Raw genomic sequence first — 12,921 nt, 5'->3', positions numbered from 1 at the left:
GGGTATCAAGGACGTTTTCGAGGTCTTCCCGGAGAAGATTTTTGGATACTTCATCTTCGGGGGTTTCGCCGTCAGCTTCGATGAAGTCCCCTAGGCGGGAGTCTTCTTCTTTCCCAATGGGGGTTTCCAGGGAGATGGGGAGTTGGGCTGATTTGGCGATGAAGCGGAGTTTTTCGATGGTCATCTCCATTTTTTCGGCGATTTCTTCCTCGGTGGGTTTACGTCGCATTTCCTGGGAGAGGAGTTTGGTGGTTTTTTTGATGCGGGAGATGGTCTCGTAGAGGTGGACGGGGAGACGGATGGTACGGGATTGGTCGGCGATCGCCCGGGTGATAGCTTGGCGGATCCACCAGGTGGCATAGGTAGAGAATTTGTAACCCTTTTCGTGGTCAAATTTTTCAGCGGCTCGGATTAATCCCAGGGAACCTTCCTGAATTAGATCTTGGAATGATAGACCCCGGTTCATATATTTTTTGGCAATGGACACCACCAGCCGTAGGTTGGATTGCACCATTTTGTCCTTGGCCCGGCGATTGAGAAAGAGGCGACGACGGAAGGCGGCAAAATTTTTGTTGGGCTGTTGGCTCCATTCGTTTTCCAGACTCAGTTCGTTGTCTGGATTGGCAAGATAACTATCTATATCTTTCTTTTTCGGTTCTTTTTTCTTGTCGGCGACTAATCGTTGCTTAGCGGCTTCCAACTTCCAAACCTGTTTACCCCATTCCAGTTCCGAGGGCTGGCGTTCTAGTTGGAGGGTGAGGTTGTCCCGAATTAGCTCGAGTTCGAGGAGGTCAGCAATTTGGCGAGCTAGTTCAATTTCTTCTTCGGCTCTGAGCAGACGAATGCGGCCAATTTCCTGGAGGTAGATGCGGATGGAGTCTTCGGTATAGGGTTTCTTTTTAACCGCGTCCTTACGAATTTTGCGGACCTTTTTCTCCTTCCCTTCGGTAGCGGCAACTTCCTGTTCTAAATCCTCTACGTCAACATCATCGTCGTCAATATCATCAGTGTTAATGTATTGGCTTAGTTCTATTTCTTGGTCTAGTTCAGGGGATTCAGCTTTGGTGAGTGGCTCTTTCGTCTGGGTCATGCCGTTTTCCTCGTTAACTCCTAAGTCGTGTACAAAATTAGATGGTCAGTCAAAGTTGAGGCCACCCCTAGGCATTGCTAGATGATGTGCGCTCGGTCAGTCTATTGATTCAGGGTTCTCTAACTTCTTCTTGGGGAAAAACAGAATGCAAGGATTCAGGCGTAAGAGTGTTAGAGAAGGCTAGTCAGCGGTAGAGCTTGATGAATCAGTGAAAAAAGACTTCATTGATTGTAGCCTCGATAACAAAAAAATGGGACTCAATTGTGGTCTGACCACAACTTTTTTTCCCATTGCTTGTTAGCGGGGGCAAGAAGGTTGAAAATCGTTGCCGATGATTGACCTAAAAAGGGTTGGGGCTTCTGCCTCAACGGAATTTTCTGCATGATAGTCGCTTTTTTGATTTTTTTTTGCAATTGGTGTGGGGAATTTTGCCTAGTCAAGCTTTCATTACTAATTAGTGGTGGGGGTTTTCCAACTCAATCAGTTTATCGATGCCGTTCGCCCCCTATCCAGTGAAAAACCAGGCCCAGATGGTAGTCTACGGAGCTTTGGCCTCCGTATCTTTGAAGACAATCAACTCATATATGACGATATCCCTGCCCATTGGCGCCAGGATATTGTGGTTAACCAAGAATTAGAGTGGGCCGATTCCTTGCCCCAAGCGGAAGCCATGACTAGCCATTGGCAACTGCAATTGGTGCCGGGGCCAATTCTGCTAGACCAGTACGGTTCCTTTTGGTCAGAATGGACTTTGTTGAGTGGTTTGCTCATGGCCTGGGCGGTGGCGATCGCCGTTCATTATCTGCAAAAAAGCCGTAAACATAGTGAGGAGCTGGGGGAACTAATCAAACAACAGCAAAAAGCTGAAGAATTTTTACAGTCTACCCTCCAGGAATTAGCTGTCCAAAAAACCGCCCTGGATGAGGCGGCCATTGTGGCCATCACCGATGCCGAAGGAGTCATCACCTACGTTAACGATAAATTTGTGGAAGTATCTGGCTATAGTCGGGAAGAACTGATTGGCAACACCCACCGTTTAGTTAATTCCGGTTACCATTCCCGGGAATTCTTTCAGCAGTTTTGGCAGACCATCAGAGCCGGAGAAGTGTGGCATGGACAAATCAACAATAGGACTAAAGCCGACAACACCTATTGGGTCGACAGCACCGTTGTCCCCTTTTTAGATGAAGAAGGCAATCCCTATCAATACCTGGCCATCCGCTTTGAAATCACCTCTAGCAAACAGGCTGAAAAAAGTTTGCGGGAAAGTGAAGCCCGGTTTCGGATGATGGCGGACACCTCCCCCATTATGCTGTGGGTGGCGGACCAGGACAAAAAAATGACCTTTGTCAATCAGTCCTGGTTAGAATTCCGGGGGTCTACCCTGGCGGAGGAATTGGACAATGGTTATCTAGAAGGCATTCACCCCGACGATAAGGGCCATTACCTGGGGGTTTATTACCAAGCCTTTGGCGATCGCCGACGTTTTGAATTGGAATATCGTTACCGTAGGGTGGACCAACAATACCGCTGGATTGTCAATGTGGGGGTGCCCCGTTACCTAGAAGACGGCAAATTTATGGGCTACGTGGGTTCTTGTCTGGACATCACTGACCGCAAACAGGCCCAGGAAATTTTACAGAAAAAGCTCAATCAGATCCTGTTAATGCGGAAAATTAGCCAGGAGATCCGCCGGAGCTTACAACCAACTTTAATTTTCCAAACCGCCGCCCGCCAGGTGGGCAATGTCTTTGCCGTGAGCCGTTGCCTGATCCACAACTACTCAGAAGCTACGACCGTACAGGTGCCCGTGGTGGCGGAGTATTTGGGAGGACAATTTACTTCCCTGCTGGCCGGAGAAATTGCGGTGGAACACGCCTATGACCGGATTATCATCCAAGGCGATCGGGCCATGGCGGTGGTGGATCTAGACCGGGATCTAAACTCAACTGCAAGCAAAGAATTTTACCAACGGTTCCAAGTAAAATCCCTTCTGGCACTGCGGACTTCCTACCAAGGTAAAGCCAACGGCATCATTGCCCTACACCAGTGTGACCGACAACGGGTTTGGACAGCGGACGAAATTGAATTGCTAGAGGCGATCGCCGAACAAATGGGCATAGCCCTGGCCCAAGCCTCCCTGTTGGAAAAGGAACGGGAACGTCGTCGGGAATTGGCCCAGAAAAACCTGGAATTGGAAAAGGCTAAATGGGCCGCCGAAGCCGCCAACCGGGCTAAAAGTGAATTCCTGGCCATGATGAGCCATGAAATCCGTACCCCCATGAACGGGGTCATTGGCATGACGGAATTGTTGATGATGACCGATTTAAATCTACAGCAACTGGATTATGTCCAAACCATCCGCCAAAGTGGAGAGACCCTGCTGACCATCATCAACGATATCCTCGACTTTTCTAAAATTGAAGCCGATAAACTGGTGCTGGAAACCCAAGCATTTGAACTAAGACCCCTAATTGAAATGGTGTTGGAAATGTTTGGTCCCATTGCCCGGGCCAAAAATCTGGAATTGACCTATGGCATTGACCCCCAAACCCCCGCCCGCATTCTGGGAGACCAGGTCCGGTTGCGGCAAATTCTTTCTAACTTGATCGGTAATGCCCTCAAATTCACCGAAAAAGGAGAAGTGGTGTTAACGGTAAAAGTGCAACCCTTTGACCCAGAAGAGCCATACCACACAATTTTGAATTTACCCCACCCCAGCCATCGCATCTGTTTCAGCCTCAGGGATACGGGCATTGGCATACCGCTGGAGCGCCAAGACCGTTTATTCAAATCCTTTAGCCAAGTGGATTCTTCCACCACCCGGAAATATGGTGGCACTGGATTAGGTTTAGTGATTAGCCAACGCCTCACCCAGATGATGGGAGGAGTGCTGACGGTGACCAGTGAACCAGGGGTGGGCTCCAATTTTCATTTCTGCATTCTCACCACGGCCCAGGCCCCCGCCTTGGCCGAAGCCGATTCGGTGCAACAGATGAAGGGCAAACAGGTGTTGATTGTGGATGACAACGAAACTAACCGGCGGATTTTGCAAGAGCAATGCCAGACTTGGGGGCTAGTGTGCCATTGTTTTACCAGCGGGGAATCGGCCCTGGATTGGTTTGCCCGTTGTTCGGACTTGGATGCGGCTATTTTAGATTTACAAATGCCCCAAATGGATGGCATCACCCTGGCTTACCATCTGCGGCAATTTGCCCAGGGCAAGAATTTGCCCATGATCCTGCTTTCTTCTGGGTTGGTGGCTGGTATAGATGACTTATCCCTCTTTCAAACGGTGCTCAATAAACCGGTGCGCCAATCCTTGATATTTGAAAGTTTAGTCAACCTTTTCCAGGGGTCGGTGGATCTGGCGGACTACCCCCTACAGTTTGAGCGGTTGGATTTACCGGAATTTATCCTGGACGGAGATAAGCCCCCCACAGAAGACAACGTCACCAGTCTGCAACCGGCCCTACAAATTCTCTTAGCAGAAGATAATCTGGTTAACCAAAAAGTAGCCCACCAGATGCTCAATAATTTGGGTTACCCAGTGGCGATCGCCAACAATGGCCAGGAAGTGATCCATGCCTTGGAGGAAAAGTTTTATGACCTAATCCTGATGGACATGCAAATGCCGGTGATGGATGGTCTGACCGCCTGCCGTCACATCCGTCAAACCTTACCGCCGGAACGTCAACCCCGCATTGTGGCTATGACCGCCAATGCCATGCCCAGCGATCGCCAAGACTGCTTGAATGCCGGCATGGACGGCTACATTAGTAAACCAGTTTCCATTGCCCAACTACGAAAAGTATTACAAGATACTCCGGTCTTGATGGCTTCCCCCCAAGCTGGGGGAGATGCTGTTACCCCAGAGGTCGATATTATGACCGTAGAAGAACAAACCATCGTCAAACCCACCGCTATGACTGTGTCTCCCCTGGACCCCACGGCGATTGCCTTTTTGCGGGACGAACTCTGTGGCGGCGACTTGGACCTGTTTAGGGAAATGGTGGTGTGTTACTGCCAGGAAAGCCAAAAGTTAATACAGGAATTGCTGCAAGGGTTGGAGACAGGGAATTTAGATGTGGTCAAACGCGCTGCCCATTCTCTCAAATCCAGTAGTGCCTCCCTCGGGGCCCAGCAATTGTCTGCTTTCTGCCAACAACTAGAAAAGGATGCTGGATCAGGTAAACTAGGTTCAGAGTCTCCCACCCAGTTGGCTGACCATTGTCAACAATTACACACCGCTGTGGTGGAGGCCCTCACTCCCTTCGCTGTTCCCTAGCTATGAATCTGCCTAAGCCAACGGAAACCCCCGCCGCAAACATTTTAGTGGTGGACGATGATGGTTTTATGCGGATGCAACTGCGGGTTTATCTACAAAAAGAAGGACACCGGGTAGAACTGGCCGAGAATGGGGAAGAGGCCCTGGCCAAATTTGCTGAAATCAAGCCAGAAGTGGTGTTAATGGATGCCCTGATGCCCGTCATGGACGGCTTTGCCTGCTGTCAGGCCCTGATGAAAAATTATCAAAACCCTTCTCCATTAGTGCTAATGATTACAGGGCTAGACGATGAAGCTTCGGTGGATCGGGCCTTTGAGGCGGGGGCAATCGATTATGTGACCAAACCAATTCATTGGGCAGTACTGCGGCAGAGGGTAAAACGTTTGCTCTACCAAAGTCGTCTGCAACACCAACTGGAATCCGCCAACCAAATGTTGGAACGGTTAGCCAAAATCGACCAACTAACTCAGTTAGCCAACCGTCACCAGTTGGACTTATTTTTGAATACGGAATGGCCCGAGGCAATCCGAGAACAGTATCCTTTTTCCATTTTGCTCTGTGACATAGATTATTTCAAAAACTATAACGACCATTACGGTCACCAGGGAGGGGATGACTGTTTACAACAGGTGGCCAAGGCCTTAAGCAGAGTGGTGCACCGTCCCAAGGATTTGGCTGCCCGCTATGGTGGGGAGGAATTTTTGATGGCCCTACCCAACACAGACCTCGAAGGAGCTATTCACATCGGGGAAAACATCCAAGCAGAAATTGCTCGCCTCGCAATTCCCCACGCCCGATCGGCGATCGCCAACCATGTCACCCTGAGTATTGGTTGTGCCAGCACCATTCCCTGCCTAGGTAGCAGTTGGGAACAGTTGGTGGCGGCGGCGGATAAATATTTGTACGAAGCCAAGGCCCAGGGGCGCAATCGTTTGGTCAGTGGTCGATGGGGGGAAGAAGCCATGGGATAATCAGGCCAACGCTACTCTGAGCTGTTTTTTGATGAAATTTTTTACCGCTATGCGTGACGTTCTCATTAGTCTCACTGTTGTTGCTTTTTTTAGTTTGGTGTTAGTTTCCGTGGCCATTTTTGGTAAATCGTCCCCTCCGGCGATCGCCGCTCCCCAGGAAGTTAACCCAGTCCAAATTGCCCAAGCTTCTGCCCTACAAACCCCAGAACCATCTCCTATGACTGCCGAAAATTCCGCCAATATTGTCACCACCGAATCTGGATTGCAATACATCGATGAAGTGGTAGGGGAAGGCCCCAGCCCCACTAAGGGCCAAAAGGTAGAAGTACACTACACTGGTCGCCTCACCGACGGCACTAAGTTTGATAGCTCCGTTGACCGCAATAAACCCTTTACCTTCACCATCGGCGTCGGCCAGGTGATTAAAGGTTGGGATGAAGGGGTAGCCACCATGCAGGTGGGTGGTAAGCGTAAACTAATTATTCCACCGGATTTGGCCTATGGTTCCCGGGGAGCGGGCGGTGTAATTCCCCCCAATGCCACCTTGGAATTTGAAGTGGAATTGCTTGGTATTAAATAGTTTTTAATTACCCATCGCTAATCTCAATAATCTGCTTTTCCGTCACTAGGACTTGCAGAGGGATGTCCCAGGGGTCGTGGGGGAGCTTTTCCCTCAGCCCCACTTCAAATAATATTCCAGCCTTGGGCACTGCCCGCCAGAGGGGATCGGTAAACAATCGGTCATAATAGCCACCGCCATAGCCCAAACGGTATCCTTGGCGATCGCCTGCTAAGCAAGGCACCAGCAATAAATCCACTGTGGTCGGTGACCAGATTTCAGTTTGATCGGTGGGTACCTTAATGCCATAGGCTCCGGTGGTTAACGCTTGTCCCCATTGCCAGGGATGCCAAACCAAATTTTTTTGCACACAGCGGGGAAAGCCCCAATGTTTTGCTTTGCCTAGGCGATCAAACAATGGCTCTAAATCCGCTTCCCGTTGGGTACTGAAATAGGCACAGATCCGACTGCTCTGCTGAAACACTGACCATTGCTGGAGGTTGGCACATAATTCCAGGCTTTGACGTTGCCATTGCACCTCCGACAATTGCCGTCGCTGTTGTAGTACTTTAGTTCGCAATTGGAATTTGTCCACTAACCTCCACGGCGGCCCAGAAAGGCAAAGATTGGCGTTGTTGTCCACATATTAGAATTGGGTCGATTGTAGTGGATTGATCCCGCTACCAATGGCCATAATATGGGAATTTTTCGGTATAACCCTGGTTGTACAACTCAGGCGATCGCCGTTTGCAGGAGTTAATTTGGTTAGCATCACTATTCAAAACAAAACTTTTTCCCCGATCCAAGCCCTCATTTTCGATAAGGACGGCACCCTGGAAAATTCCAAAGTTTATCTCGAAAAACTCACCGTAGCTAGGTTGGCCCTATTGGAGCAGAAAGTACCTGAACCCAATTTTGGCGATCACCTGGCCGGAGCCTTTGGCTTTAACCGGGGTAGTGCCCAGTTGGACCCGGGGGGACTAATGGCGGTGGGCAGTCGTCGGGATAACGTCATTGCCGCTGCTAGCTACATTGCCGAACAAGGCCATGGCTGGTTCCAGAGTTTGGAGATCGCCAACCAATGTTTTGACCAAGCCGATCGCCAAATTGTGGCCAATGCCGACACCTGTCCCATGTTCCCCACCGTGGTGGATTGTTTGAAGAACTGGCGCAACCAGGGGGTGAAAATTGCCATTTTGTCCGCCGCCCGTCAAAGGAGTGTGGAACGCTTCATTGCCGACCACCAATTGCAAAACTTAGTGGACGTGGCCAAGGGGTCTGACCAAGGACTTAGTAAGCCCGATCCAGCTTTGTACCTTTTAACCTGCCAAGAGTTAGAGGTGAAACCAGCACACACCTTGATGATTGGGGATGCCCAGGGAGACATCACCATGGCCAAGGGGGCCAATGCCCAGGGGGCGATCGCCATTCACTGGCCTGGCTACCCCAAGGGAAATTTATTGGGAGCCGATGTCACCATCGCCGATTTAGAGCAAATTCAATGCCAGCCCTGAACCGCCCCAACGACCTCGCCCCAGCTTGAGCCAAGACAACAAACGTGGGAAGATAGCCCTGTCTTGCCCAGAGTCCTGGTTTTTAGTTTTTTTGGTTAGCCCCTATGCAGTGCCGTGTTTGTGATTCTACCCGTCTAGATTTGGCGATCGATTTGGGGGAACAACCCTGGTGTAACCATTTTCTCACCCCGGCGGAAGTGGGGCAGGAACCCTATTACCCCCTGCGGGTTTTGTACTGCCAGGACTGCGGCACCGTGCAATTGGACTACACAGTTAAAAAAGAAATCATGTTTGGGGACCACACCTATCTATCCGGTGTGACCAAATCCCTCAGTGACCACTTTGCGCGGGTAGCCCAGGAACTGGACGAACGCTTTTTTGCCGACACCCCAGAAAAATCCGTGCTGGACATCGGCTCCAACGACGGCACCCAGTTAAAGCATTTCCAAGCCCTGGGCTATGACGTGCTGGGGGTGGAATCTTCCAAAACCACCGCTAAAATTGCCAACGATGCCGGGGTGCCCACCCTCAACGATTTTTTCAACCTGGAGGTGGTGCAAAAGTTAGGGCGTAAATTTTCTGCCATTAATGCGGCGGGGGTATTTTTTCATTTGGAAGAACTCCATTCCGTCACCGAAGGCATCCGGGAAGCCTTGGCCGAAGATGGAGTATTTGTGGTGCAGTTTCTCTATATGAAACGCATTGTGGAAAACTTGGCTTTCGACCAGATTTACCATGAGCATTTGCTGTACTACAATCTCCAAACCATTGAAGTGTTGCTCAATCGCCATGGGCTATCCATGTTCGATGCCTACCTCGCCCCCATCCACGGTGGTTCCATTGTCGGTTTTGTCACCCACCAAGGCAAACGGCAACCCTCGGAACGGCTCCAGGCCATGCGTCAGGCGGAAGTGGATGAAAAAAGCAATGACTACCAAACCTACCTTGACTTTGCCCAACGCATTGAAACCATGAAGGCGGAAAACCTCGCCTATCTAGACGAAGCTAAGCAAGCCGGGAAAACCATTTGGGGCTTTGGCGCTCCGGTCAAGGGTAATACGTTGCTCAATTACTTTGGCATCGGCCCCCAATATTTAGATTATTTGGTGGAAAAAAATGAACTACGGCGGGGCTTGGTTTCCCCTGGTATGCACATTCCGCTTTTAATTGAAAAAGAGCTAACCAGTTTACCCGACATTTATTACGTTCTCGCCTGGAACTTTAAGCGGGAAATTTTGGCCAATAATCAGCATTTGATTGACCAGGGGGTAGAATTCTTCTTCCCCGTTAATCCCCCCGATGCTTGATAAATTAGTTTCTTAATGGCTGAAGTGGGAGCCTTCCTGCTTCGGTTTGTGATCCGGTTGGCTAGCAAAATAGGCGATCGCCCTTTCCATGTCCATTAATAAAAGATCGGCCATATCCCGACTAAAACCCTCTTTCACGACAATGCGTTGCACCACCAAATCTTCACGATTTTTGGGCATGCGGTAGGCCGGCACTAACCAACCCCGTTCGCGCAATTTATCGGCCATGTCGTAGAGGGTATAAGAAGTATTGGCTAACGCTTCGTCCTTGAGCTTCCAGGCAAATACGGGAATATCGCCACCGTCGGTGAGCAGTTCAAAGGGACCTAATTGGGCAATTTTGCCGGACAGATAGAGGGCCGTATCCCGACAGGTTTGCTGGATTTTACGATAACCTTCTTTGCCCAGGCGGAGAAAGTTGTAATACTGGGCCACCACCTGGTTGCCGGGGCGGGAAAAGTTGAGGGCAAAGTTGGGTAAATCTCCCCCCAAATAGTTGCAGTGGAAAATTAGTTCTTCCGGCAATTCTTCTTTATCTCGCCAGATAATCCAACCTACCCCCGGATAAACCAAGCCATACTTGTGGCCAGAGGTGTTGATGGATTTCACCCAGGGTAAACGAAAATCCCACCGGAGGTCCGGGTCTAAAAAGGGAGCAATGAAAGCGCCACTGGCCCCATCCACATGGAGTGGTATCTCCCAACCAGTTTTTTGGTTCAATTCTTCTAGGGCATCGTTCAAAGCTTCGATGGGTTCGTAACTACCGTCAAAAGTGCTGCCTAAAATACCAACCACACCAATGGTGTTTTCATCCATGAGCTTCACTGCTTCGGCGGGGCTGATGTGGTACCGATCGCCTTCCATGGGTACAAAGCGGGGTTCCACTTCCCAGTAACGGCAGAATTTTTCCCAACAAACCTGGACGTTAATGCCCATAACCAAATTAGGGCGATCGGCCGGTTTACCCTGGGCCTGTCGTCGTTGCCGCCATTTCCACTTCATGGCCATGCCCCCCAACATAGCTGCTTCACTGGAACCAATGGTGGAACAGCCGGTGGCTTCAGCGCTGGCCGGTGCATTCCAGAGTCGGGACAAAATATTCACACAGCGCAACTCAATTTCAGCGGTTTGGGGATACTCATCCTTATCGATCATGTTTTTGTCGAAGGTATCCGCCATCAGTTGCCTAGCTTCTGGCTCCATCCAGGTGGTGACAAAGGTGGCCAAATTTAAACGGGAATTACCATCTAGCCCTAATTCATCGTGGATGAGGTTATAGGCGATCGCCGGTAGCATCTCCGTTTCCGGTATTTCATATTTACTGACGGCATTGGCCAAACCCCGGGCCGCATAGGTGGGGGTGAGTAGGCTTTCCGCTGGGCTGAGTTGGCTGAGGTCAATTTTTTTATGGACCATAATAATGATGATGACGATTTTGCCAATAGGGATTAACTTTCCCTTCAGGGTAACGGTTGACCGACTTTTGATACGGAAATTTTGGCAGGGGGGAGAAAAAATCGAAAAATGCGATGTAGTATAAAGGAATCTTACTTGTATGGAATCAATTCAGTAAAGTGAATGAATAGTCTACTGTCTCGTATTACTCAAATCCCCGGTCAGTGTGGTGGTCGTCCTTGTATCCGAGGAATGAGGATTCGAGTGAGCGACATTTTAGAAATGTTGGCTGAAAATGTTAGCACCTCTGAGATTTTAGAGGATTTTCCAGACCTAGAAATTGCAGATATTCAGGCTTGTCTCGTCTTTGCTGCACGGCGAACTGATTTTCTCCAGTTGACCGCATGAATATTTGGGTTGATGCTCAATTACCCCCAACATTGGCGGATTGGCTGTCCAGTAGTTTTGACTTAGAGGCTGCAGCTTTGAGAGATCTTGGATTACGGGATGCCAAAGACATTGAAATTTTTGATGCGGCACGAGTTGCCAACTCTGTAATCATGACAAAAGACAGCGATTTTGTTGATCTTGTCTGTCGGTTAGGAATACCACCTCAGATTATTTGGCTGACTTGTGGCAATGTTACGAATCGAAACTTACGTCGGATTCTTTCAAGTACCTTGCCAAAGGCTTTAGAAAAACTGCAAGAAGGCGAAATGATTGTAGAAATCAGCAGCCCATAAACAATCCCCTGTTGGTATGCTTCAAAATATGACATGCAGGATCTACCCTAGCTTTCAGCTGAGGTCAGTTTTTTTATGGACCATCGCAGTACTTTGGGTAACTTTTGTGGACTCCCTTTAGGTTAACCCCCAATTTCGTCTATCAACGTCCCATATAAATTTGGCCGGCGATCGGCTAGGTAATTGGTATTTTCCGGATGGGTGGAGCCATAATTTCCCGGTACACAATCAGCGATCAGTAAAGTTTCTTCGTTGCGGGGATGGAGCAGAATGTCCCCGTGGGGCCCGGCAATGACACTGTTGCCCAAATATTCCCCCACCAGTACCGTTTCTCCCTGGGCATTTTGCCTAGTTTCACCACCAGCGCGATTACAGTAGGCGACAAAAATTACATTTTCCAAAGCCCGCACGGGAATAATATTTTGGGACACATCCGGGTAGGGCATCTTGGTTCTTTCGCCAGTGGAAAGCAACGTCCAAACGTCCGCCGCAGTGGGAATCACCACCAATTTTGCCCCCCGTAGGGCCAGGATACGACTCAATTCGGCAAATTCTGCTTCGTAGCAGTTCAACAAACCAATGGGAAAACCATTTACTTCATGGATGGTGAAAGCTTCCCCCTCCTCTTTATGGCAGTGGCCCTGGGAGTAAATTTTGCCTTCGTCCGGGCCCCAGAGATGGGTTTTGCGGTAGGTTTTGAGTAATTTTCCCTGGTTATCAAACAGGTTAATGCTGTCGTAGTAGTGGCTTTCTCCGTTAATAATTGCCTTTTCCGGGTAGGGACAAATGATGGCAATGTCATATTGTTTGGCCAGTTGCCCCACCTGGGCCATAACGTCCCCATCCTTGGCGATCGCCAATTGGTGTACTTCCTGGGGGGAAAGGGCGTAACCGGTGAGATAAAGTTCGGCAAAACTGATCAGTTGGGCGCCAAAACTCCGGGCGGCCTGGATCGCTTCCTCCATTTTCCCTAGGTAATAGGCGATCGCCTCGGTATCACCAATGGGGCCCCCTTGATTTTGGTAAATAGCTAGTCTTACCCCCGTACCTGGGG

The 12,921-nt window shown here is 49.7% G+C and carries 10 protein-coding genes and 1 pseudogene; 7 read left to right on the top strand and 4 right to left on the bottom strand.

The annotated features are described in order from the left end of the window. A partial coding sequence (rpoD, locus tag IQ219_RS09115) for an RNA polymerase sigma factor RpoD (RefSeq protein WP_194072391.1) occupies positions 1-1,090 on the bottom strand: 1,090 nt, incomplete at its 3' end. A 457-nt stretch (positions 1,091-1,547) separates the two neighbouring features. Here rpoD and hik14 point away from each other — a divergent pair. From hik14 to IQ219_RS09100, 3 genes and pseudogenes are all read left to right on the top strand, one after another. Next, positions 1,548-5,378, top strand: a pseudogene (gene hik14, locus IQ219_RS09110) (high salinity-induced biofilm formation sensor histidine kinase Hik14); the annotation flags it as partial. Positions 5,379-5,380: 2 nt separating this feature from the next. Beyond that, positions 5,381-6,349, top strand: a complete 969-nt coding sequence (locus tag IQ219_RS09105) for a PleD family two-component system response regulator (protein WP_194072390.1) — start codon at positions 5,381-5,383, stop codon at positions 6,347-6,349. A 49-nt stretch (positions 6,350-6,398) separates the two neighbouring features. Next, positions 6,399-6,929: an FKBP-type peptidyl-prolyl cis-trans isomerase gene (locus IQ219_RS09100; RefSeq protein ID WP_228015925.1), complete on the top strand. Its 531-nt coding sequence runs from the start codon at positions 6,399-6,401 to the stop codon at positions 6,927-6,929. Positions 6,930-6,936: 7 nt separating this feature from the next. On the opposite strand, the gene IQ219_RS09095 is transcribed toward IQ219_RS09100, so the two are convergent. After that, the gene (locus IQ219_RS09095) at positions 6,937-7,488 is read right to left on the bottom strand and encodes a 5-formyltetrahydrofolate cyclo-ligase (RefSeq protein WP_228016846.1); all 552 of its coding nucleotides are present in this window, start codon (positions 7,486-7,488) and stop codon (positions 6,937-6,939) included. Between the two features lie 106 nt (positions 7,489-7,594). On the opposite strand from IQ219_RS09095, the gene IQ219_RS09090 reads away from it, so the two are divergent. Both IQ219_RS09090 and IQ219_RS09085 read left to right on the top strand, forming a co-directional pair. Further along, positions 7,595-8,422 (top strand): HAD family hydrolase, encoded by an 828-nt coding sequence (locus IQ219_RS09090; RefSeq protein WP_194072389.1) that lies wholly within the window; start codon positions 7,595-7,597, stop codon positions 8,420-8,422. Between the two features lie 104 nt (positions 8,423-8,526). Then, positions 8,527-9,729: a class I SAM-dependent methyltransferase gene (locus tag IQ219_RS09085; RefSeq protein WP_194072388.1), complete on the top strand. Its 1,203-nt coding sequence runs from the start codon at positions 8,527-8,529 to the stop codon at positions 9,727-9,729. Positions 9,730-9,741: 12 nt separating this feature from the next. Here IQ219_RS09085 and IQ219_RS09080 read toward each other — a convergent pair whose 3' ends face one another. After that, positions 9,742-11,145 carry a glutamate decarboxylase gene (locus IQ219_RS09080; RefSeq protein ID WP_194072387.1) on the bottom strand — a complete coding sequence of 468 codons (1,404 nt, stop codon included), beginning with the start codon at positions 11,143-11,145 and terminating at the stop codon, positions 9,742-9,744. Between the two features lie 162 nt (positions 11,146-11,307). On the opposite strand from IQ219_RS09080, the gene IQ219_RS09075 reads away from it, so the two are divergent. Next, positions 11,308-11,532: a DUF433 domain-containing protein gene (locus IQ219_RS09075; RefSeq protein WP_194072386.1), complete on the top strand. Its 225-nt coding sequence runs from the start codon at positions 11,308-11,310 to the stop codon at positions 11,530-11,532. Continuing rightward, positions 11,529-11,867, top strand: coding sequence for a DUF5615 family PIN-like protein (locus tag IQ219_RS09070; RefSeq protein WP_190599655.1), 339 nt, complete (start codon positions 11,529-11,531; stop codon positions 11,865-11,867). Before IQ219_RS09075 ends, IQ219_RS09070 begins: the two co-directional genes overlap by 4 nt. A 122-nt stretch (positions 11,868-11,989) precedes the next feature. Here the strand turns inward: IQ219_RS09070 and IQ219_RS09065 are convergent. Next, on the bottom strand, positions 11,990-12,921 hold a 932-nt coding region (locus IQ219_RS09065), incomplete at its 5' end, for a carbon-nitrogen hydrolase family protein (protein WP_194072385.1).

The sequence above is a fragment of the Synechocystis sp. LEGE 06083 genome, from assembly GCF_015207725.1.
GTDB classification, from domain to species: domain Bacteria; phylum Cyanobacteriota; class Cyanobacteriia; order Cyanobacteriales; family Microcystaceae; genus Synechocystis; species Synechocystis salina.
Note: the sequence above shows the minus strand (reverse complement) of the source record. Positions and strands in the feature narration are given on the sequence as shown.

Coding starts and splice junctions, on each gene's coding strand:
- IQ219_RS09105 (WP_194072390.1), top strand. CDS start 5,381: ATGAATCTGCCTAAGCCAACGGAAACCCCCGCCGCAAACATTTTAGTG.
- IQ219_RS09100 (WP_228015925.1), top strand. CDS start 6,399: ATGCGTGACGTTCTCATTAGTCTCACTGTTGTTGCTTTTTTTAGTTTG.
- IQ219_RS09090 (WP_194072389.1), top strand. CDS start 7,595: ATGGCCATAATATGGGAATTTTTCGGTATAACCCTGGTTGTACAACTC.
- IQ219_RS09085 (WP_194072388.1), top strand. CDS start 8,527: ATGCAGTGCCGTGTTTGTGATTCTACCCGTCTAGATTTGGCGATCGAT.
- IQ219_RS09080 (WP_194072387.1), bottom strand. CDS start 11,145: ATGGTCCATAAAAAAATTGACCTCAGCCAACTCAGCCCAGCGGAAAGC.
- IQ219_RS09075 (WP_194072386.1), top strand. CDS start 11,308: ATGAATAGTCTACTGTCTCGTATTACTCAAATCCCCGGTCAGTGTGGT.
- IQ219_RS09070 (WP_190599655.1), top strand. CDS start 11,529: ATGAATATTTGGGTTGATGCTCAATTACCCCCAACATTGGCGGATTGG.